The sequence below is a fragment of the Sphingomonas suaedae genome (genome assembly GCF_007833215.1).
Lineage (GTDB): Bacteria > Pseudomonadota > Alphaproteobacteria > Sphingomonadales > Sphingomonadaceae > Sphingomonas > Sphingomonas suaedae.
Map to the genome: position 1 here is coordinate 293,283 of NZ_CP042239.1, position 18,995 is coordinate 312,277.

Here is an 18,995-nt window from a genome sequence, read left to right on the forward strand (position 1 = left end):
AAGGGCGCCGCGCGTGGCTCTGGACCCCTGCTTTCGCAGGGGAACAGTGGAGGAAGAGATGACTGACGATACCGTCCTTTACGACCTCAACAACGGCGTCGCGACGATCCGGCTCAACCGGCCCGACCGGCTGAATGCGGTGACGTTCGACATGCTCGACCTGATCCGCGCGTCGTTGCTGCGCGCGGTGAACGAGGGCGCGCGGGCGGTGCTGCTGACTGGCGAGGGGCGGGCGTTCTGCTCCGGCGCGGACCTGGCGGGGCGGATGGATCGCGGGCCGGTCGATCCGGCCGAGAGCCTGGAATTTCACTATAACCCGCTCGCCGAGACGCTGTCCAAGCTGCCGATCCCGGTCGTCACCGCGATCAACGGGCCGGTGGCGGGCGCGGGCGTCGGCATCGCGCTGGGCGGGGATATCGTGGTGATGGCGAAGAGCGCCTATCTGCTGCTCGCGTTCAGCAATATCGGGCTGGTGCCCGACTGCGGCGCGACCTGGCTGGTTGCCAAGTCCGCGGGGCGGGCCAAGGCGCTGGAGATGGCGCTGCTGGGCGAGAAGATGTTCGCCGATGACGCCAAGGATGCGGGGCTGGTCGCGCGCGTGGTCGAGGACGATTCGCTGATGGCCGAGGCGGGGAAGCTCGCCGCGACGCTCGCCGCCAAGCCGACGATCGCGCTGGGGCTGATCCGAGCGCAGATCAAGGCAGCGCTCAACAATACGCTGTCGGAGACGTTGAGCGTCGAGGCGGCGCATCAGCGGGTCGCGGGCAAGACCGAGGATTTTCGCGAAGGCGTCATGGCGTTCCTCGGCAAGCGCGCGCCGGAGTTCAAGGGTAAGTGAGCTGCGTGCCGCCCTCCGTTTGCCCTGAGCCTGTCGAAGGGCTGCAGGACAGCCCCGGAGAGGTGCTTCGACAACCCCGGATCAAGTCCGGGGACAAACGGATGTTTCGCGTATGACCGACAAGCCCACCCTCGACGCTTGGAAGGCGCTGGCCGACAAGGAAGTGAAGGGCCGCGACCTGACCTGGCGCACGCCGGAGGGGATTGACGTCAAGCCGCTGTACACGGCGGAGGATGTCACCGCCGATCCGGGCCTGCCGGGGCTGGCGCCCTATACGCGTGGGGTGAAGGCGTCGATGTATGCCGGTCGGCCCTGGACGATCCGGCAATATGCGGGCTTTTCGACCGCGGAGGAATCCAACGCATTCTATCGCCGCAACCTCGCGGCGGGGCAGAAGGGCCTGTCGGTCGCGTTCGATCTGGCGACGCATCGCGGCTATGACAGCGATCATCCGCGCGTGACCGGCGATGTCGGCAAGGCGGGGGTAGCGATCGACAGCGTTGAGGATATGAAGATCCTGTTCGACGGCATCCCGCTCGACCAGATGTCGGTCAGCATGACGATGAACGGCGCGGTGATCCCGATCCTCGCCTTTTTCATCGTCGCGGGGGAGGAGCAGGGGGTCGACAAGAGCCTGCTCGACGGGACCATTCAGAACGACATTCTGAAGGAGTTCATGGTCCGCAATACCTACATCTACCCGCCAGAGCCGTCGATGCGGGTCATCTCGGACATCTTCGCCTATACCTCCGCCAACATGCCGAAATTCAACAGCATTTCGATCTCCGGCTATCATATGCAGGAGGCCGGGGCGACGCAGGTGCAGGAGCTTGCCTTCACCATCGCCGACGGCATGGAATATGTGAAATATGGCGTCGCGTCGGGCCTCGACATCGACAAATTCGCCGGGCGGCTCTCCTTCTTCTTCGCGATCGGGATGAACTTCTTCATGGAAGTCGCGAAATTGCGGGCGGCGCGCGTGCTGTGGCATCGCGTGATGACGCAGCTGGGCGCGAAGGACGCGCGCAGCAAGATGCTGCGGACGCATTGCCAGACCAGCGGCGTGTCGCTGACCGAGCAGGACCCGTATAACAACGTCATCCGCACGACCATCGAGGCGATGGCGGCGATGCTGGGCGGGACGCAGTCGTTACACACCAACGCGCTGGATGAAGCGATCGCGCTGCCGACCGATTTCTCCGCGCGCATCGCCCGCAATACCCAGCTGGTGATCCAGGAAGAGACGGGGATGACCAATGTCGTCGATCCGCTGGGTGGCAGCTATTATGTCGAGGCGCTGACTCAGGAGCTGGTCGACAAGGCGTGGGAGATCATCGAGCGGGTCGAGGCCGAGGGCGGGATGGCCAAGGCGGTCGCCGCCGGCTGGCCCAAGGCGATGATCGAGGAGGCGAGCGTAGCCACCGCCGCGCGGATCGACCGGGGCGAGCAGGTGATCGTCGGGGTCAACAAATACCGCAAGGCGGAGGAAGACCCGATCGACATCCTCGACGTCGACAACCATGCGGTGCGCGAGGCGCAGGTGGCGCGGATCGCGAAGGTGAAGGCATCGCGTGACGAGGTGGCGTGCCGGGCGGCGCTGGATGCATTGCGCGAGGGCGCGCGCGGGGATGGCAACCTGCTCGAGCTGGCGGTCGAGGCGGCGCGGCATCGCGCGACGCTGGGCGAGATCAGCCTGGCGATGGAGGATGTGTTCGGGCGGCATGGCACGGTGCCGACGCCGGTCAAGGGCATCTATGGCGGAGCGCACGATACCGATGCGCGCTGGGCGCAGCTCAGGGAGGGCGTCGCCGCGACCGAACGGCGGCTGGGGCGCAAGCCGCGGATGATGGTCGCCAAAATGGGGCAGGACGGGCATGACCGCGGCGCCAACCTCGTTTCCTCGGTATTCGGCGATCTGGGGTTCGACGTCGTGCCGGGCCCGCTGTTCCAGACGCCGCAGGAGGCCGCCGAGCTGGCGGTAGCGGAGGATGTCGATATCGTCGGCGCATCCAGCCTGGCCGCCGGGCACAAGACGCTGATCCCGCAGATGATCGGACACCTCAAGGATGCGGGCCGACCGGACATCAAGGTGATCGCGGGCGGGGTGATCCCGGCGCAGGACTATCAGTTCCTGCGCGACGCGGGCGTGCAGGCGATTTTTGGGCCGGGCACCAACCTTGTCAAAGCGGCCGAAGAAGTGCTGACGCTGCTCGGCCATAACATGCCGCCGCAAGAGGAAGCTGCTGAATGACTCCCCGTACCGACTGGACCCGCGACGAGATCGCCGCGCTGTTCGACCTGCCGTTTCCCGAGCTGCTGTTTCAGGCCGCCTCCGTCCATCGCGCACACTTCGCGGCGGATGAGGTGCAGCTGTCGACGCTGCTGAGCATCAAGACCGGCGGGTGCCCGGAGGATTGCGGTTATTGCAACCAGTCGACCCATGCCGAGACGGGGCTCAAGGCGACCAAGCTGATGGATGTCCGCGCGGTGCTGCAGGCGGCGGCGCAGGCGAAGGACAATGGCTCATCGCGCTTCTGCATGGGTGCCGCCTGGCGCAACCCCAAGGACCGCGACATGCCCGCCATCGTCGAGATGGTACGCGGGGTGCGCCAGATGGGGATGGAAACCTGCATGACTCTCGGGATGCTGACCGAGACGCAGGCCGACATGCTCGCCGAGGCGGGGCTCGACTATTACAACCACAATATCGACACCTCGCCCGAGCGCTATGGCGAGGTGATCAGGACGCGGACGTTCGCGGACCGGCTGGAGACGCTGAATCATGTGCGCGAGGCGGGGATCAACGTGTGCTGCGGCGGGATCGTCGGCATGGGCGAGACGCGCAGCGATCGGGTGGGCTTCATCCATGCGCTGGCGACGCTGCCCAAGCATCCCGAGAGCGTGCCGGTGAACGCGCTGGTGCCGGTCAAGGGTACGGTGCTGGGCGACATGCTGCACGACACGCCGCTGGCGAAGATCGACGAGATCGAGTTCGTCCGTACAATCGCGGTGGCGCGGATCACGATGCCGGAGTCGATGGTGCGCCTGTCCGCGGGGCGCGAGAGCATGAGCGACGAGACGCAGGCGCTCTGCTTCATGGCGGGGGCGAATTCGATCTTCACCGGCGACCGGCTGCTCACAACCGGCAATGCCGGCGACGACAAGGACGCCGCGCTGTTCGCGCGGCTGGGGATGCGGGCGATGCAGGGCGAGGTGAAGGCGGAGCTGGAGGCGGCGGAGTGATCCTGCTCGCGATGATCGTGTTGCAAACATGGACACCGCCTCATTGCAGTGACCGAGCAACGACCGGCTTGGCGCGATGCGCAAGGCGCGATTTTGTGGCCGCGGAAGAACTGATGGTGCGCGAACTTGATCGAGCCATTGTCCGCGTTCGTGACTGCAAGCCGGTCAACTCGACGCGCTGCTACAATCGCCCACGTGCTCTCGCCGTCATTCGTGCCGAGCAAAATGCTTGGAAGGCGTGGCGGGATGCGCATTGCGACGTGATGGCCTTCAGTCTCGAGGGCACCTCGGCGGAAGGGCAGGTTCGCGACGACTGCAAGACCAAACTAACCGTAGAGCGTATCAACGTCGTCAAGAAGATAGGCCGTTCCTGATGTTCAAGAAAATCCTGGTCGCAAACCGTGGCGAGATCGCGTGCCGCGTATTCCGCACCGCCAAGCGGATGGGGATTGCGACGGTCGCGGTCTATTCCGACGCCGATGCGCGCGCGCCGCATGTGAGGCTTGCGGATGAGGCGGTGCGGCTGGGGCCGGCACCGGCGGCGGAGAGCTATCTCAAGGCCGAGCTGATCCTGGCGGCGGCCAAGGCGACCGGGGCGGATGCGATCCATCCGGGTTATGGCTTTCTGTCGGAGCGCGAGAGTTTTGCCAAGGCGTGTGCGGAGGCGGGGATCGCCTTTGTCGGGCCTCCCGCCAATGCAATCGCGGCGATGGGGGACAAGATCGCGTCCAAGAAGCTGGCCAAGGCGGCGGGGGTCAATGTCGTTCCCGGCTATCTGGGCGAGATCGCCGACACCGATGAGGCGGTGAAGATCGCGTCGGACATCGGCTATCCGGTGATGATGAAGGCGTCGGCCGGCGGCGGCGGCAAGGGGATGCGGCTGGCGTGGAGCGAGCAGGACGTTCGCGAGGGCTTTGAGGCGACCAAGCGCGAGGGGCTGGCGTCGTTCGGCGACGATCGCGTGTTCATCGAGAAGTTCATCGAACAGCCGCGCCATATCGAGATTCAGGTGCTGGGCGATCAGCATGGCAACATCGTCTATCTGGGCGAGCGCGAATGTTCGATCCAGCGACGGCACCAGAAGGTGGTCGAGGAAGCGCCGTCGCCCTTCGTCACGCCCGAGATGCGCCGCAAGATGGGCGAGCAGGCGGTCGCGCTGGCGCGGGCGGTGGGTTACTATAGCGCGGGGACGGTCGAGCTGATCGTCAGCGGCGCGGACAAGACCGGGGACGGCTTCTACTTCCTCGAGATGAACACCCGGCTGCAGGTCGAGCATCCGGTGACCGAGGCGATTACCGGGCTCGATCTGGTCGAGCAGATGATCCGCGTCGCGGCGGGCGAACGGCTCGCGTTCACACAGGATGAGGTGACGCTGACCGGCTGGGCGATCGAGAATCGCGTCTATGCCGAGGATCCGTATCGCGGCTTCCTGCCCAGCACCGGGCGGTTGGTGCGGTATCGGCCGCCTGCCGCAGAGGCCCGGCAGGAGCCGGCGCGTATCGCCGATGCCGCACTGCCCCACCCCAACCCCTCCCCCGAAGGGGAGGGGCTCGAGACGGGTTATGTCCGCGTCGACGATGGCGTTGCCGAGGGGGGTGAGGTCAGCATGTTCTATGACCCGATGATCGCCAAGCTCATCACCTGGGCACCGACGCGCGGGGAGGCCGCCGATCTGCAGGTGGCGGCGCTCGACCGGTTCGAGATCGACGGGCTGGGCCATAATGTCGATTTCCTGTCGGCGCTGATGCAGCATCCGCGATTCCGGTCGGGCGCGCTGACTACCGGCTTTATCGCCGAGGAATATCCCGAGGGGTTTGAAGGCGCACCGCTGGGCGCTGAACTGCGGCGGAGGCTGGCCGCGATCGCGGCTGAACTGTCCCGGCGACAGGGGGAGCGTGCGGCGCGGATTTCGGGTCAGCTCGGTGCGCCGCGCGAGATTTCGTGCGACTGGGTCGTGCGGATCGGCGAGATCGAGCATGAGGTAACGCTGGGCGAGGACATGCTGGTCGACGGCGCGCTGATCGAGGGCGAACTCGACTGGAACCCCGGCGACCGGCTGGCGGTGATGCGGCAGGGCGACGCGACGCTCGCGGTGCGCGTCGCGCGCACACGGGCGGGCTGGGCGCTGACGACGCGGGGCGCGACGCACCAGCTGGACGTGTTCCATCCGCGCGTGGCGCAACTGGCGCGGCACATGATCGCGAAGATCGCGCCGGACATGAGCAAGTTCCTGCTCGCACCGATGCCCGGCCTGCTCACCCGCCTTGAGGTGGGCGAGGGCGACAGGGTCGAGGCCGGGCAGCCGCTGGCGGTGGTCGAGGCGATGAAGATGGAGAATATCCTCCGCGCGGAAAAGGCGGGGGTGGTCAAGGCGATCAACTTCGCGCCGGGCGACAGCCTGGCGGTGGATGCGGCGATTCTGGAATTCGAACAGGGGTGACGATGCGTAAATCGATGTGGATGGCCGTCGCGGCGAGCGGCGCGATGGTGGCGGTCGCGGTTGCTGCGCAGCAGGCGCCCGAGCGGTCGCAGGACGCGGCCTGGCATAACCGGCAGCAGCTGGCGATCGCGCAGCTGAAGGCGGCGGACGGGTGGCGCGGGCTGCCCGGCAATATCCGCTGGCGGCGGATCGCGGGCGATGGCACCGGCAAGCACCCGACGGTCGCGGACACCGTCACTCTCCATTATGCCGGGACGCTGATCGACGGCACGCCGTTTGACAGCTCGTACGAGCGCGGCGAGCCCGCAACCTTCCCGCTGGGCCGACTGATCAAGGGCTGGCAGGTCGCGGTGCCGCAGATGGGTGTGGGCGACACGATCGAGGTCGCGGTCCCCGCTGCCCAGGCCTATGGCCCGGTGGGCAAGGGCCCGATCCCCGGTGGCGCGACGCTGATGTTCAAGATCGAGCTGCTCGGGATCGAATGAGGCCCGGTTCGACCGCTTAGAGTCAGATTCAGCTGCGCTGAACGGCGCCAGCCCACTCCCCCACCCGGCCACCCATAGAATACACTTTCATTGGGTGGCCGGGTGGGGAAGTGGGCCGGTGCCGCAATGGTTCAGCTTTGCTGAACCAAACTCTACGCCGTCGGCGGCGTGGCGGGGAGGATCACGGTGATGCGCAGGCCGCCGATCGGGGAGTTGCTCGCCTCGATCCGGCCGTGATGCCCCTCGACGATCGCGCGGGCGGTGGCGAGGCTGAGGCCCGATCCGCCGGGCAGGTCGGCGGCATTGGCACGATAGAATGGCTCGAACAGCTGCTGGGCGAGTTCGACATCGATGCCGGGGGCATTGTCGTCGACGATGAGCCGCCAGGCATCGCGCTGGCTTTCCAAGCCGAGCACGATGCGCCCGCCTGCAGGGACATAGCGCATACTGTTTTCGATCAGCGCGCCGAACAATTGCTCGATCCGTTCGCCGTCCCATTTCACCAGGATGGTATAGGGGGGAAGATTGCTGGTCTCGAGGCTGATGCCCGCCGCCCTGGCGATCTTGCCATGGCTCCAGATCGCATTGTGGATCAGCGCGCGCGGATCGACATCGGCGAACCGCAGCGGCAGCCGACCAAGATCCGCCAGCGCGACCGCGTGGAGGTCTTCGGCGATCCGGGCGAGGCGGGTCTGGTCGGTTTCCAGCGCCGACTGAAGCTCCGGATCGCCCGACAACCGCTGGCCGACCATCGCCAGCCGCTCGCCCAGCGCGGAGATGGGGTCGCGCAGTTCCTCGGCGATCATCACCAGCCAGGTGCGGCGCGCGGTCTCGATCCGTTCGAAGCGGTTGGCGACGCGGCGCAGGTTGCGCATCGTCGCGACGGTTTCGCGCGGGCCATTCTCGTCGAAATGGATATCGCCCTCACCATCGACGACCTCCTGGCTGAGGCGCAGCAATTCGCGCTGGGGCCGCGACCAGCGCCCGGCAAACCAGTAGGCGGCGCCGAGCAGCAGCGCGAGCACCCCCGCCAGGATCGCGCCGATGCCGAGATAATGGTCGCGCAGCAGAATGCGGTCGCGATCGGTGAGCTGGGGCGGGGCGATGATGCGCGCGGTTGCGACCTGCCGGCCATTTGCGGTGACCGGCTGTTCCATCCGCGCGGGGCCGGCGCTCGTTCCAGCGAGCAGGCGACCATCCGTACCGACGATTGCGACGCGACCACCAAGGATGGTGGGGTCACGCCGGTCGAGTTCGGCGATGATCGTCGGAAAGGGCTTGCCTGCGGCAGCCGATTCCCCGGCCAGCGCGGCAAAGCTGCCGAGATGTTCGGCATCGCGATTTTCGATCAGCCGCGCGCTGGTCGTATAGGCATTCCACAACAGCAACCCGCCCGGCACCGCGACTACCAGCACAGCTTGTGCCGCCAGTGCCGTGAACATTCCCCGAAACAACCGCACCCCAGTCTCCCCGCCCGGGCCGCCCCCACGGCCCCCTGAAAAAAGCTATTCGATCCCGGCGTCGAGCGAATCCAGGATCCGCGCGCCCGCCATGAACACCGCGATGGGGCACGCGGCGAACAGCAGCCATCCTCCCCAGCCCGGATATTGCTCCAGATAATGCGTCCCACGCTCGACCGCGCCGAGACCGAGGCCGTAGATGACGAGAAATGCCTCGAACCGGGTCTTGATGGTGAACAGGCGTTTGATGCGCGAGATCATGATAGCCTTAACGCAAGTCCCGGGCCAAGGGCGGAAATGGCGGGTTTCGCGTTAAATCTTATGGTTAACTGTCAAGTAACTCGACAGTTTCGAGCGTCTCCAGCAGTGCGGTGCGCGCGGCGGCGATCCGGGCGAGAAATGCCGGATCGGCGATGTCGTCCAGGGCGACGCTTTGCGGCCAATGCGCCTCGATCACCGCGGCGATCCGGTCGAGCTTTGCAGCGTCAACGAGGAAGCGGGGATCGATATCGGCCGGGTCGGCGACGACGCGCAGGCGCAGACAGGCGGGACCGCCGCCATTGGCCATCGACTGGCGGACATCGACTACTTCCAGATGCCGGATCGGGCCGTTGCCCGCGACATGGCCCTGAAGCCAGGTCCAGACGGCGGGGGTGTCGCGCGCCTCGGTCGGCAGGATCAGGCCGGTCTCGCCGCCGGGCAAGGTCACCAGCTGGGCATTGAACAGGTAGGAGCTGATTGCGTCGGCGAGGCTGACTTGCGCGGCGGGAACCTCGACAATCTCGACTTCGGGCATCAGGCGGCGGAGGTCGGTGTAGAATTTGCTCCTTTCCGCAAATGCCTGTTCGTGCGCGAACAGCACGCGGCCATTGGCGACCGCGACGACGTCGTTGTGGAAAGCGCCTGCCGCGATGGCTTCTTCCGATTGCTGAACGAACAAGGTGCGCGCCGGGTCGAGGCCGTGACGGCGCGCGACCGCTTCGCTCGCCTCGCGATGCTGGCGCGCGGGGAAGGGGCCGCCGGAAACGCCATAGACGAAGATCTCGACGCCGGGCGCATCGTGTGCGGGGGCCAGGCGCATGTGATTGGCCGCGCCTTCGTCGCCGAACGGGGCGGGGACGGGGCCGTGGACGCGGAAGGCGTCGCTGGCGAAGGCGAGGCGGAGCTGCGCCAGCGTCTCGGGCCATTCATGGCTGCGGTGGGGCATGGTCACCAGATTGGCGACGGTCAGGTTGCAGCGGCCGTCGGCGGTGTCGGGCGCGGGGGAGACGGTTGCGGCGTTGGCGGCCCACATCGCGGAGGCTGACAGTGCCTGTGCCTGAAGATGGGGGGCTGCATCGGCATAGCGGGTGGCGAGGCGGTCGAGCCAGCGATGGTCGGGGCGGGCATGGGGCAGCAATATGCCCTGGGGCAGCCCGAGCGCGAGGTTGGCGCGCATCTTGGCGATGCCCTGCAATGCGGCGGCACGCGGTTGCGACACCGTACCGCGGTTGCGCGTGGCGGCGAGGTTGCCGGGGCTGAGGCCCGCATAATTGTGGCTGGGGCCGATGATGCCGTCGAAGTTGATCTCAACGCGGGGCATGGCGAATATCCTGACCCGGCTCGACGCCGAGCAGAGTGGCGCCCGCAGGATCGATCGTCACGCCGCCATCGATCGTCGCGATTCGGGCATTGCAGGCGCGAAACTCGGCCAGATGCCCGCGCGCGGCGATGCACGGTTCGCCGCCGGGTGCGAGATCGACCACAGAACTGGAGCGGCAATCGCGGATCGTGACCACATGATCGGTGCGTGCGGTCATGGTCGGGCCGCCGTCGAAAATGTCGATGTAATTTTCGAAGGCAAACCCCTCATGCTCCAGCATCCGCATCGCCGCGCGGCCGGAGGGGTGGGGGACGCCGATGACGCTGCGCGCGCTTTCGGGCAGCATCGCGGTGTAGACCGGGTGGCGGGGCATCAGATCGGCGATGAACTGGTTGCCATGGATGGCGTTGAACTCGTCGGCCTGCTGGAAGCTCATTCCGAAGAAGCGGCCCGCGACACCATCCCAGAAAGGCGATCCCGCGGCCTCGTCGATGACCCCGCGCAGTTCGGCGAGGATGCGGTCGGCGAAGCGCGCGCGGTGCATCGCGATGAAGAGGTAGCGGCTGCGCGCGAGCAACATGCCGAGGCCGCCGGCACGCTCGCCGGGATGGAGGAACAGCCCGCCGACCTCGCTGGCCCCCTCCAGATCGTTGACGAGGTTGAGGATTTCGGCGCGGAAGGTGCGGTTCAGCGCCTCGCTATGCTTGGTCACCGTGCCGAGGCGATAGGAATAGAAGGGCCAGCGCTGGCCGACCTGGGTGAAGATCTGGCAGGTGCCGCGTACCTCGCCGGTTTCGGCATTTTCGAGAACGAGGACGAAGAGCTCGTCCTTCATCGCGTCGTCGGTGCGCGCGAATGCTTCGGCGCTGCGCTCCAGCTTGGCCTGCAGCGCCGGTTTTTCGGGGGGGAGGTTGGTAAAGCCGCCGCCGGTGAGCTTCGCCATCTCGTAGAGATGCTGAAGATCGTCGGCGCGGGCGGGGCGGATGACGAAACTCATACCCCGCCCTTTTCGATGATGCGCAGGATGGTGAGCGCCGACAGGGCGGCGCGTTCGGGCAGGCTGTCGGGGATCAGAAATTCCTCCTGCGAATGAATGGCGCCGCCGCGTGCGCCCATCGTGTCGACCACGGGGACGCCGCAGGCGGCGATGTTGTTGCCGTCGCACACCCCGCCGGTCGCCTTCCACGCGACGGGGATGGCGAGATCCGCGCCGGCCTGTTTGACCAGTCCGAACAAGCGCTCGGCGCCGGGGTCGAGCGGCTTTGGCGGGCGGTTGAAGCCGCCATGGACATGGACCGACACATCGTGTGCGGCGGCGATTTCTGCGGCGAGGGCCTGCACCGCCGCACCTGCCCGTTCGATGGCATCGGGCGAGGCGGGGCGGAAATTGACGCGCAGGATGGCGAGGTCGGGAACGACATTGTTCGGGCCGCCGCCCTCGATCCGCGCGGGATTGACCGAGAGGTCGTCGGTCATGAGTTGCGACAGTCGCACCGCCAGGTCGGCTGCGGCGACGATCGCATTGCGCCCGTCGCGCGGATTGCGGCCGGCATGGGCGCTGCGTCCGCGCACGACGATCGAGAAATTGCCGGTGCCGCCGCGCGCGCCCGCCAGCGTGCCGTCGGGCAGCGCGGGCTCATAGGTCAGCGCCGCGACCTTGCCCTTCGCGGCCCGCTCGATCAGCGCGGCCGAGGCGAAGGAGCCGGTTTCTTCGTCCGAGTTGATGACGACTTCATAGCCGAAGCGCGCCGCCGCCGGGGTCGCCTCGACCGCGCGCAGCGCGGCGAGCATCAGCGACAGTCCGCCCTTCATGTCCGCGCCACCCGGCGCATTGAGGCTGCCGTCGGGAAGCCATGATGCGGTCTGGAACGGATGATCGGCGGGGAACACCGTGTCCATATGGCCGGTGAACAGCATCTGGACGGGTGCGTCCGGGCGCACGCGCAGGTGGAGATGGCGGCCATGGGCGATCGACTGGACGGTGCCGCTGCCGTCGACGGTTTCGACCGGCGCGGGGTCGATCAGCGTCAGATCGCCCGGCAGCGCGGCGAATGCATCGGCGAGCAACCCCGCCATCGTCGCGAGGCCGTCAAGGTTGCGCGTGCCGCTGTTGACCGCGACCCAGCGCTCGACCTGCGCCAGCATGGGTGCGGCGCGGGCGTGTTCGACGGCGGCGGTTTCGATCGCGGTAAGACCCATGGCGCGGGTGTATCGGGGGAAATGCGGCGGGTGAACCCCCGGTGGCGAGAAAGTATCGGATGCAGCCAGCTGGAGGGAAGGAGTGGAATTGGACCCTTGGGCGCAAGCTCCGTTCGCCGGGCTCTCACAGGAAGCGTTGATAGACTGCGAAGTATTGTCGCAATCCGCGCGGGATATTGCGGATCCCCAGTTTTCCACGCGCCATCCATCGTGCGAGCGCGAATTCTGCCCATGGATGCCCCCTAGCGGCGGCATATTCCATCCACGGCCCGACTTCGCGGTACATGCCTGGCTTCGGCCCGCGGCGGAAACGAAACCATGCGAGCCAAAAGAACGAGGGCACGAAATCCGCTACCATCCCGTCCTTCAAGACCTGCTCGACATGATCTGGATAGCCCTCAACCTCGAGAATTCCGGCATAGTAGATCGTCGCACGCCAGGAACCGGCGCAGGCGGCGCGATAATAATAGCCGCCCGCCACGGCCCGATCCACCGCGACCGAAGTGCCAGTCGAGTAGTGCCAACCGACCGTCTCCGAAGCCAATGGAGAGCCAGCATCTGCTGCTTCTATGTAGAGCTTTAGCGCCGCGTCTGGATCGGTTTGCCGAAGCGTTTTGGCGCGGTCGATCAGCGTCTGGTTTTGTTCAGTCTCATCGGGCCAAAAACCACCATCGGCGGTGAAGTTCGTTTCCCAATCCTCGGTCGCCGTTGAAAGCGCGGTATAAAAGGCGCGTTCACAATCCTCGCAAACTCGGTTGCGGAGCCGTGCGCAAAACCGACAGCCGGGCATCTGCTTACCTCCGCGACAGTCGGACAGCGACCGTCAGCCTTGCCGAACGGGTTAGCGATTCGTCGAGCAAGTGACAAACAGTCCGCCGCCCCTCAGAAATCGACCAGCAGCGATGCCCGCGTCGTGGTATCGGTCGTCTTGCGCCCCACCGGCGGCATGCTTTCGTAATTCACCGCATAGGACATCTGTGTCGAGAACGGCCCGAACAGCTTGACGCGCAGGGCGGTCTTGCCCTGGACGGTGCTGTTCGCGTCCTGGAGATAGGCGGAGGCGTCCTGGCTGAACGTCACGCCCTTGCTCAGCTTCCAGTCGAGGTCGAGCTTGCCGCGCGCCGCGACATTGCGCTCGATGGTGTCGTCGGTGAACGCGGTGTGGCGGAATGCCGGACCGAGTTCGAGGTCCAGCTTCACCGCGGACGACTTGATCGCGGTATAGCCCGCCCCGGCCGAGACGGAGACGCGGTCGTAATAGCCGAGGAACCGGTCGCTTTCATATTGCGCCGCGCCATAGACATAGGCGCGGTCGTCGATCTTGAAATTCGGTTCGTAGGCGGCGAGGTAGCGTTCGCGTACGGTCTGGCCGAGGCTTTCCTGATAGTCCGCCTGAAGCCGCAATTTGTGCCGCCAGCGCAGCGCCTCACGCTTGACGTCGAGCACGCCGGTCAGGCCGACCGTTTCGGTGTTGCCGGTGGTGACATAGCCACCGACTTCCGCGCGGCCCTTGACCAGCTCGAGGAACTTCGCCTCGCGAATGCGGCGTTCGGCAGCCTCGCGCCGTTCGCGCTTCCAGTTGGCGGCGGCCTTTTCGAACTGCGCGGCGCGTTCCTTGTCGGCGGCCTTGGCATATTTGACGATCGCATTGACCCCGGCCTCGTCCCCCGCCTTCATCGCGGCCTCGAGCATCGCCTTCACCTCGGACGACCGTTCGACCGAGGTTGGTGCTTCCTGTTCGGGCGCCTGCTGGGGCGCGGGGGCTTCCGCATTGGCGAGCAGCAGCGGGGCGAGGCACAAAGGGAGGAAACGCATGGGACTGTTCCCTACTCAATTTTGCTTCATGAATCGAGTGTTGCACCGCATCATCGCGCATCCAGCCCGAGCGGTTCGGCGAAGATTTCGAGCAGCCGGGCGTACAGGTCGCGCTTGAACGGGACGATCACGTCGGGAAGGTCACGCGGGTCGAGCCAGCGCCAGGCGCGAAATTCGGGTTCGGCCGTCTGGATATCGATCGCATCGTCCCCGGCGGTGAGGCGGAAGAGGAACCAGCGCTGGCGCTGGCCGCGCCATTTGCCCTTCCACACCTTGCCCAGCAGATCGTCGGGCAGGTCATATTCCAGTTCCTCATCGGGTGCGGCGACCAGTTCGACCGCGTCGCGGACGACGCCGGTCTCCTCCCACAATTCGCGATAGGCGGCCTCGAGCGGGTCCTCGCCGGGGTCGATCCCACCCTGGGGCATCTGCCAAGCCTCCAGCGTCGAATCGAGCCGCTGGCCGACAAAGACCATGCCGTCGCGGTTGAGCAAAACCACCCCGGCGCAGGGGCGGTAGGGAAGGGCATTGCGGTCGATCACGCCGCCGCCTGCACCATCACGCGGTTGGCTTCGGCTTCGACGAGCACGGTCTTGAACGCCACCAGCATCCCGGCGACATCGCCCTGCCCGGACGGGATGGCGCGGCGCAGGGTGATGAAGCCGTGGATATTGCCCACCGCCTCGCGATAGACGACCGGAACGCCTGCGGCGATCAAGGCCCCGGCATAGGCGCGACCCTGGTCCCGGATCGGGTCCAGACTGGCGGTCAATATGACGGCGGGGGGAAGACCCTCCAGCGTCTCGCACCGCAGCGGCGAGGCGCGGTGATGGTCGATGTCAGCCGCATAGCATTCGTTGAACCAGGCCATGCCCTTTGCGGTGAGCAGATAGCCTTCGGCGAAATGGTCGGCGGAAGGATAATCGCCGCTGAAATCGGTGGCAGGATAGATCAGCAGCTGGGCGATGACGGGGACGTCCGCAGGCGCATCGCGCAGGTCGATCGCGGCGACCGCGGCGATCTGGCCGCCCGCACTGTCCCCGGCGAGAGCAATGCCGGTCGCGACGCGGCCAAGTTCGGGCGGGTTGGAGGCGACCCAGCGCGCCGCCGTCTCGCAATCATCGGATGCTGCTGGCCAGGGATGTTCGGGGGCGAGGCGATAGTCGACCGACACCACGGGCAGGTCGAGCACGCGGCTCATCTCTGCGGTGAAGCTCGCATGGCTGTCGATATTGCCGATGACGAAGCCGCCGCCGTGGAAGAACAGGACGACCGGGCCGGGCTCACGGCTCTCACGTACGTCGAACAACCGTGCGGGGATGGGACCCGCCGGGCCGGGGATCGTGAGGTCGCGGATCGTGGCGAGATCGCCGACGGGCAGGTCGACCATGTCCTTCATCGCCTGATATTGCGCGCGATACACCTCTGGCTGAGGCGGCCATTCCGGCTGGGGCATCGCCGCAAGCATGTCGAGAAAGGCGCGGGCGTCGGGACGGACGAAATGGTCGGCCAAGTTCGGGTCTCCTCTCATTCGCGGGTGTCATAGGCCAGCGCGGAGCCGAGCGTCCACCGTGCAACGCCGCCCTTCGCGCAAGGAAAGAAGAATTATCCTGTCACTTGCGTAACGGAACTGCTAGGGCGCCACCATGTTTCGAAAACGGGCCATTATCACCACCCGGACCGCGACCCGCCGCTGACGGTCGATCGCGCGAGTCCGGGTATCGGCCGCGAAACAATTCCAGCAATGCCCCGTTGGGGACGCTGACTTCCAATCGAAACAGGATTATGTCGCTGCCCCTATTCCGGGCGGCTTGACCGCATGAAAGGATCTTTGATGGGTTACCGAGTCGTAGTCGCAGGCGCCACCGGCAATGTCGGGCGCGAGATGCTCGCCATTCTGGCCGAGCGCGAATTTCCGATCGACGAACTGGCGGTGCTGGCCAGCGCACGCTCGACCGGCGACATGGTCGATTTCGGTGAGACCGGGAAGCAGTACAAGATCCAGAATATCGAGCATTTCGATCCCACCGGCTGGGATATGGCGCTGTTCGCGATCGGCAGCGATGCGACCAAGGTGCACGCGCCGCGCTTTGCCGCGGCTGGCTGCACCGTGATCGACAACAGCTCACTCTATCGCATGGACCCCGATGTGCCGCTGATCGTGCCGGAGGTGAATCCCGAGGCGATCGACGGCTACAAGGTCAAGAACATCATCGCCAATCCCAATTGCTCGACCGCGCAGATGGTGGTGGCGCTGAAGCCGCTGCACGATGCCGCGACGGTCAAGCGCGTCGTCGTGTCGACCTATCAGTCGGTATCCGGTGCGGGCAAGGCGGGCATGGACGAGCTGTTCGAACAGTCGCGCAACATCTTCGTCGGCGACAGCGCGGAGGCGAAGAAGTTCACCAAGCAGATCGCGTTCAACGTGATCCCGCACATCGACGTCTTCCTGGAGGACGGGTCCACCAAGGAAGAGTGGAAGATGGTGGTGGAGACCAAGAAGATCCTCGACCCCAAGGTGAAGGTCGTCGCGACCTGTGTCCGCGTGCCGGTGTTCGTCGGACATAGCGAGTCGGTGAATGTCGAGCTGGAGCGCGAACTGTCGGCCGAGGACGCGCAGAGCATCCTGCGCGAGGCGCCGGGGATCATGCTGGTCGATAAGCGCGAGGATGGCGGATATGTCACGCCAGTCGAATGCGTCGGCGATTATGCGACCTTCGTCAGCCGGGTACGCGACGATTCGACGGTGGAGAACGGCCTCGCCTTCTGGTGCGTCAGCGATAACCTCCGCAAGGGCGCGGCGCTCAATGCGGTGCAGATCGCGGAACTGCTCGGGCGGCGGCATCTGAAAAAGGGCTGACCGGCCGCGGGGCCCCGGCGTCGCGATGCCGCGCGCTCGGGGCCGTCGCGGCCCGCCTGGCCCTCTACGCCGGGATCAGAATTCGTCCCAATCGTCCATCGCCGCTGCGGCCGGGACGGCGCCGTTGCCGTTGGCGGCGACCGGGAGCGTCGGGCGAACCAGCGGGGCGGTCTTCGGTCCCGATGCAGGCTTGGCCTTCGCCCGCACGGGCTTAGGGCGCGAGGGAGGCTGCTGGAGCGGCTCGGCCGCGACCGTCGGCGACGCAACCGGGGCGGGGGCCCCTGCGGAGGCCCGCTGCGCCGAAATGGGAGCCCGGGGTCCTGCATCGAAGCGCGATGCCTGATCGGCCAGCGCGTTGACCTGGGCGAGCAGGCCGCGTGCGGCGGCGGACGTTTCCTCGATCATCGCCGCATTCTGCTGCGTCGAATGGTCCATGGTGCCGACCGCGGCGGCAATCTCGGTCATCGCCGCAGACTGAGAGCCGTTGTCGGCCGCCATCGTGCCGACAAGGCCGTTGACGCTGCCCACCGTCTCGACGATGCGCGCGAGCGCGCCGTCGACGCTGCGTACGGCTTCGACCGCGACGGCGACCTCGTCCTGCGTCAGGGTCAGCTGTTCGCGCGCGCGCTTCGCCTCTTCCTCGGCGCGCATCGCCAGCGCCGATACGAGATCGGCGACGACCGCGAAGCCGCGACCGGCCTCACCAGCGCGACCGGCCTCGACCGCCGCGTTCATCGCAAGGACGCGGGTCTGGAAGGCGATCTTGTCCAGCCCCTCGATCACGCCATCGATGCCGCGTGCGCTGTCGCTGACGCGGCCCATCGTGGCGACGGCATGTTCGGCGGTATTTCGACCATCCTCGACGACGCTGCTTGCCTCTTCGGCGCGGGCCACCACGTCGCGCGCGGCGCGGGCCATGGCTTCCAGCCGGGTATTGATCTGCGTGATCGCCGCCGTGGTTTCCTCGATGCTCGCGGCATTGCTTTCCGAACGGCGGGCGAGGTCGTCGGTGGCGCTCGAGATTTCGCCGGTGCCCGCCTTGATCGCCACGGTCGATTCGATCACCGCCCCGACCAGTTCCTGCAGCGCCACGACCGTCGCGTTGAAATCGGCGCGCAGGGCGGCATATTGCGGATCGAATTCGGCATCGATACCATGGGTCAGCTTACCCTGAGCCACGCGCTTCAACCCGTCGCCGAGCGCGCGGACGACCTTGTCCAGCGCATCCTTGTTGCGCGCGATCTCCGCCTCGGCCGCCGCACGCGCAGCCGACGCCTCCTGAAGCACTGCCAGCGCGCGGGCCATTTCGCCGATCTCGTCCGCGCGATGGCTGCCGACGATTTCCGAATTGGTATCGCCGTCGGCCAGGCGGCGCATGGTGCCGATCATCGCCGTGATCGGCGCGAACAGGCGGCGGCTGATGACGAACTGGACGGCGCATCCGATCAGCAGCGCGGCGAGCCCGAGTTCTTCAAGGATGAGCAGGAGGCCCGAGGCGTTGCCGGCCACATCCTCCACCGGAATGCCGACATACAGGACGCCGACCGTCTTGCCCGACGCGTCGCGGATCGGATCATAGGCGGTGAAATAGCTCTTGCCGAGGATGTCCGCCTGTCCGCGATAGGGCTTGCCGTCGCGCAGTACCGCGTCGAAGACCGGGCCGGGGGCCAGCTTCGTCCCGACGGCGCGGCTGCCGTCGTCCTTCATCACGTTGGTCGCGATGCGGGTATCGCCGAGAAAGATCGTCGCAGTCCCGCCCACCAGTTGCTTGACCCGGTCGACCGGGGCGTTGAACCCGTTGAGCGGGCGTCCGTCGAGCAGCAGGCGGTCGCCGTCGACCGCGAAGGTCTTGCCATAACGGCCGAGCACCTCGCGCGCGACGCCCATATTGGTTTCCTGCCGCTCGGCGGCGCGCTTCTGCATGTCCTGGTTGAGCGCCCATTGCGTCACCATCACCAGCGACGCGGCCAGCGCGAGCATCGCAAGGCAGGACAGCAGCGTGATCTTCGTCGCAAGCTTGAGACGGCTGAACATGAATCGACCCCGGGAAACAATCTGGCTGGGTCAACTATA

The 18,995-nt window shown here is 66.5% G+C and carries 17 protein-coding genes; 7 read left to right on the forward strand and 10 right to left on the reverse strand.

Features of this window, described 5'->3' with window-relative positions; genetic code table 11:
- Positions 1–58 precede the first annotated feature (58 nt).
- From FPZ54_RS01480 to FPZ54_RS01505, 6 genes are all read left to right on the forward strand, one after another.
- Positions 59–838: an enoyl-CoA hydratase-related protein gene (locus FPZ54_RS01480; RefSeq protein WP_145844458.1), complete on the forward strand. Its 780-nt coding sequence runs from the start codon at positions 59–61 to the stop codon at positions 836–838.
- 112 nt (positions 839–950) lie between these two features.
- Positions 951–3,089, forward strand: coding sequence for a methylmalonyl-CoA mutase (scpA, locus tag FPZ54_RS01485; RefSeq protein ID WP_145844460.1), 2,139 nt, complete (start codon positions 951–953; stop codon positions 3,087–3,089).
- Positions 3,086–4,081, forward strand: coding sequence for a biotin synthase BioB (bioB, locus tag FPZ54_RS01490; protein ID WP_145844461.1), 996 nt, complete (start codon positions 3,086–3,088; stop codon positions 4,079–4,081). Before scpA ends, bioB begins: the two co-directional genes overlap by 4 nt.
- Positions 4,078–4,455 (forward strand): lysozyme inhibitor LprI family protein, encoded by a 378-nt coding sequence (locus FPZ54_RS01495; protein WP_145844463.1) that lies wholly within the window; start codon positions 4,078–4,080, stop codon positions 4,453–4,455. The genes bioB and FPZ54_RS01495 overlap by 4 nt, the downstream gene beginning before the upstream one ends.
- Positions 4,455–6,521 (forward strand): acetyl-CoA carboxylase biotin carboxylase subunit, encoded by a 2,067-nt coding sequence (locus FPZ54_RS01500; protein ID WP_145844465.1) that lies wholly within the window; start codon positions 4,455–4,457, stop codon positions 6,519–6,521. Before FPZ54_RS01495 ends, FPZ54_RS01500 begins: the two co-directional genes overlap by 1 nt.
- 2 nt (positions 6,522–6,523) lie before the next feature.
- Positions 6,524–7,006: an FKBP-type peptidyl-prolyl cis-trans isomerase gene (locus FPZ54_RS01505; RefSeq protein ID WP_239019669.1), complete on the forward strand. Its 483-nt coding sequence runs from the start codon at positions 6,524–6,526 to the stop codon at positions 7,004–7,006.
- Between the two features lie 152 nt (positions 7,007–7,158).
- Here the strand turns inward: FPZ54_RS01505 and FPZ54_RS01510 are convergent, their stop codons facing one another.
- The 9 genes from FPZ54_RS01510 to FPZ54_RS01550 form a co-directional block, all read right to left on the reverse strand.
- Entirely contained in the window at positions 7,159–8,466 is a 1,308-nt protein-coding gene (locus FPZ54_RS01510; protein ID WP_145844467.1) for a sensor histidine kinase, read from the reverse strand.
- Between the two features lie 45 nt (positions 8,467–8,511).
- Positions 8,512–8,727 carry a hypothetical protein gene (locus FPZ54_RS01515; RefSeq protein WP_145844469.1) on the reverse strand — a complete coding sequence of 72 codons (216 nt, stop codon included), beginning with the start codon at positions 8,725–8,727 and terminating at the stop codon, positions 8,512–8,514.
- A 64-nt stretch (positions 8,728–8,791) separates the two neighbouring features.
- Positions 8,792–10,048 carry an N-succinylarginine dihydrolase gene (locus FPZ54_RS01520; RefSeq protein ID WP_145844470.1) on the reverse strand — a complete coding sequence of 419 codons (1,257 nt, stop codon included), beginning with the start codon at positions 10,046–10,048 and terminating at the stop codon, positions 8,792–8,794.
- A complete protein-coding gene (locus tag FPZ54_RS01525) occupies positions 10,035–11,045 on the reverse strand; it encodes an arginine N-succinyltransferase (RefSeq protein WP_145844471.1) in 1,011 nt (336 codons plus the stop codon). The genes FPZ54_RS01520 and FPZ54_RS01525 overlap by 14 nt, the downstream gene beginning before the upstream one ends.
- Entirely contained in the window at positions 11,042–12,247 is a 1,206-nt protein-coding gene (locus FPZ54_RS01530) for a hydrolase (RefSeq protein WP_145844473.1), read from the reverse strand. The genes FPZ54_RS01525 and FPZ54_RS01530 overlap by 4 nt, the downstream gene beginning before the upstream one ends.
- A 124-nt stretch (positions 12,248–12,371) precedes the next feature.
- Positions 12,372–13,037, reverse strand: coding sequence for an SEL1-like repeat protein (locus FPZ54_RS01535; protein WP_145844474.1), 666 nt, complete (start codon positions 13,035–13,037; stop codon positions 12,372–12,374).
- Between the two features lie 92 nt (positions 13,038–13,129).
- Positions 13,130–14,062, reverse strand: a complete 933-nt coding sequence (locus FPZ54_RS01540; RefSeq protein ID WP_145844476.1) for a DUF481 domain-containing protein — start codon at positions 14,060–14,062, stop codon at positions 13,130–13,132.
- 50 nt (positions 14,063–14,112) lie between these two features.
- Positions 14,113–14,604: an RNA pyrophosphohydrolase gene (locus FPZ54_RS01545; protein WP_145844477.1), complete on the reverse strand. Its 492-nt coding sequence runs from the start codon at positions 14,602–14,604 to the stop codon at positions 14,113–14,115.
- Positions 14,601–15,575 (reverse strand): alpha/beta hydrolase, encoded by a 975-nt coding sequence (locus FPZ54_RS01550; protein ID WP_422396554.1) that lies wholly within the window; start codon positions 15,573–15,575, stop codon positions 14,601–14,603. The genes FPZ54_RS01545 and FPZ54_RS01550 overlap by 4 nt, the downstream gene beginning before the upstream one ends.
- A 321-nt stretch (positions 15,576–15,896) precedes the next feature.
- Here FPZ54_RS01550 and FPZ54_RS01555 point away from each other — a divergent pair, with 321 nt between their 5' ends.
- Positions 15,897–16,922 (forward strand): aspartate-semialdehyde dehydrogenase, encoded by a 1,026-nt coding sequence (locus tag FPZ54_RS01555; RefSeq protein WP_145844480.1) that lies wholly within the window; start codon positions 15,897–15,899, stop codon positions 16,920–16,922.
- A 75-nt stretch (positions 16,923–16,997) separates the two neighbouring features.
- On the opposite strand, the gene FPZ54_RS01560 is transcribed toward FPZ54_RS01555, so the two are convergent.
- Positions 16,998–18,956: a methyl-accepting chemotaxis protein gene (locus tag FPZ54_RS01560; protein WP_145844482.1), complete on the reverse strand. Its 1,959-nt coding sequence runs from the start codon at positions 18,954–18,956 to the stop codon at positions 16,998–17,000.
- Positions 18,957–18,995: the final 39 nt, after the last annotated feature.

Excerpts from the sequence above, each read along its gene's own strand:
- FPZ54_RS01480 (WP_145844458.1), top strand. The coding sequence starts at position 59 with ATGACTGACGATACCGTCCTTTACGACCTCAACAACGGCGTCGCGACG.
- scpA (WP_145844460.1), top strand. The coding sequence starts at position 951 with ATGACCGACAAGCCCACCCTCGACGCTTGGAAGGCGCTGGCCGACAAG.
- bioB (WP_145844461.1), top strand. The coding sequence starts at position 3,086 with ATGACTCCCCGTACCGACTGGACCCGCGACGAGATCGCCGCGCTGTTC.
- FPZ54_RS01500 (WP_145844465.1), top strand. The coding sequence starts at position 4,455 with ATGTTCAAGAAAATCCTGGTCGCAAACCGTGGCGAGATCGCGTGCCGC.
- FPZ54_RS01505 (WP_239019669.1), top strand. The coding sequence starts at position 6,524 with ATGCGTAAATCGATGTGGATGGCCGTCGCGGCGAGCGGCGCGATGGTG.
- FPZ54_RS01515 (WP_145844469.1), bottom strand. The coding sequence starts at position 8,727 with ATGATCTCGCGCATCAAACGCCTGTTCACCATCAAGACCCGGTTCGAG.
- FPZ54_RS01520 (WP_145844470.1), bottom strand. The coding sequence starts at position 10,048 with ATGCCCCGCGTTGAGATCAACTTCGACGGCATCATCGGCCCCAGCCAC.
- FPZ54_RS01525 (WP_145844471.1), bottom strand. The coding sequence starts at position 11,045 with ATGAGTTTCGTCATCCGCCCCGCCCGCGCCGACGATCTTCAGCATCTC.
- FPZ54_RS01530 (WP_145844473.1), bottom strand. The coding sequence starts at position 12,247 with ATGGGTCTTACCGCGATCGAAACCGCCGCCGTCGAACACGCCCGCGCC.
- FPZ54_RS01535 (WP_145844474.1), bottom strand. The coding sequence starts at position 13,037 with ATGCCCGGCTGTCGGTTTTGCGCACGGCTCCGCAACCGAGTTTGCGAG.
- FPZ54_RS01540 (WP_145844476.1), bottom strand. The coding sequence starts at position 14,062 with ATGCGTTTCCTCCCTTTGTGCCTCGCCCCGCTGCTGCTCGCCAATGCG.
- FPZ54_RS01555 (WP_145844480.1), top strand. The coding sequence starts at position 15,897 with ATGGGTTACCGAGTCGTAGTCGCAGGCGCCACCGGCAATGTCGGGCGC.
- FPZ54_RS01560 (WP_145844482.1), bottom strand. The coding sequence starts at position 18,956 with ATGTTCAGCCGTCTCAAGCTTGCGACGAAGATCACGCTGCTGTCCTGC.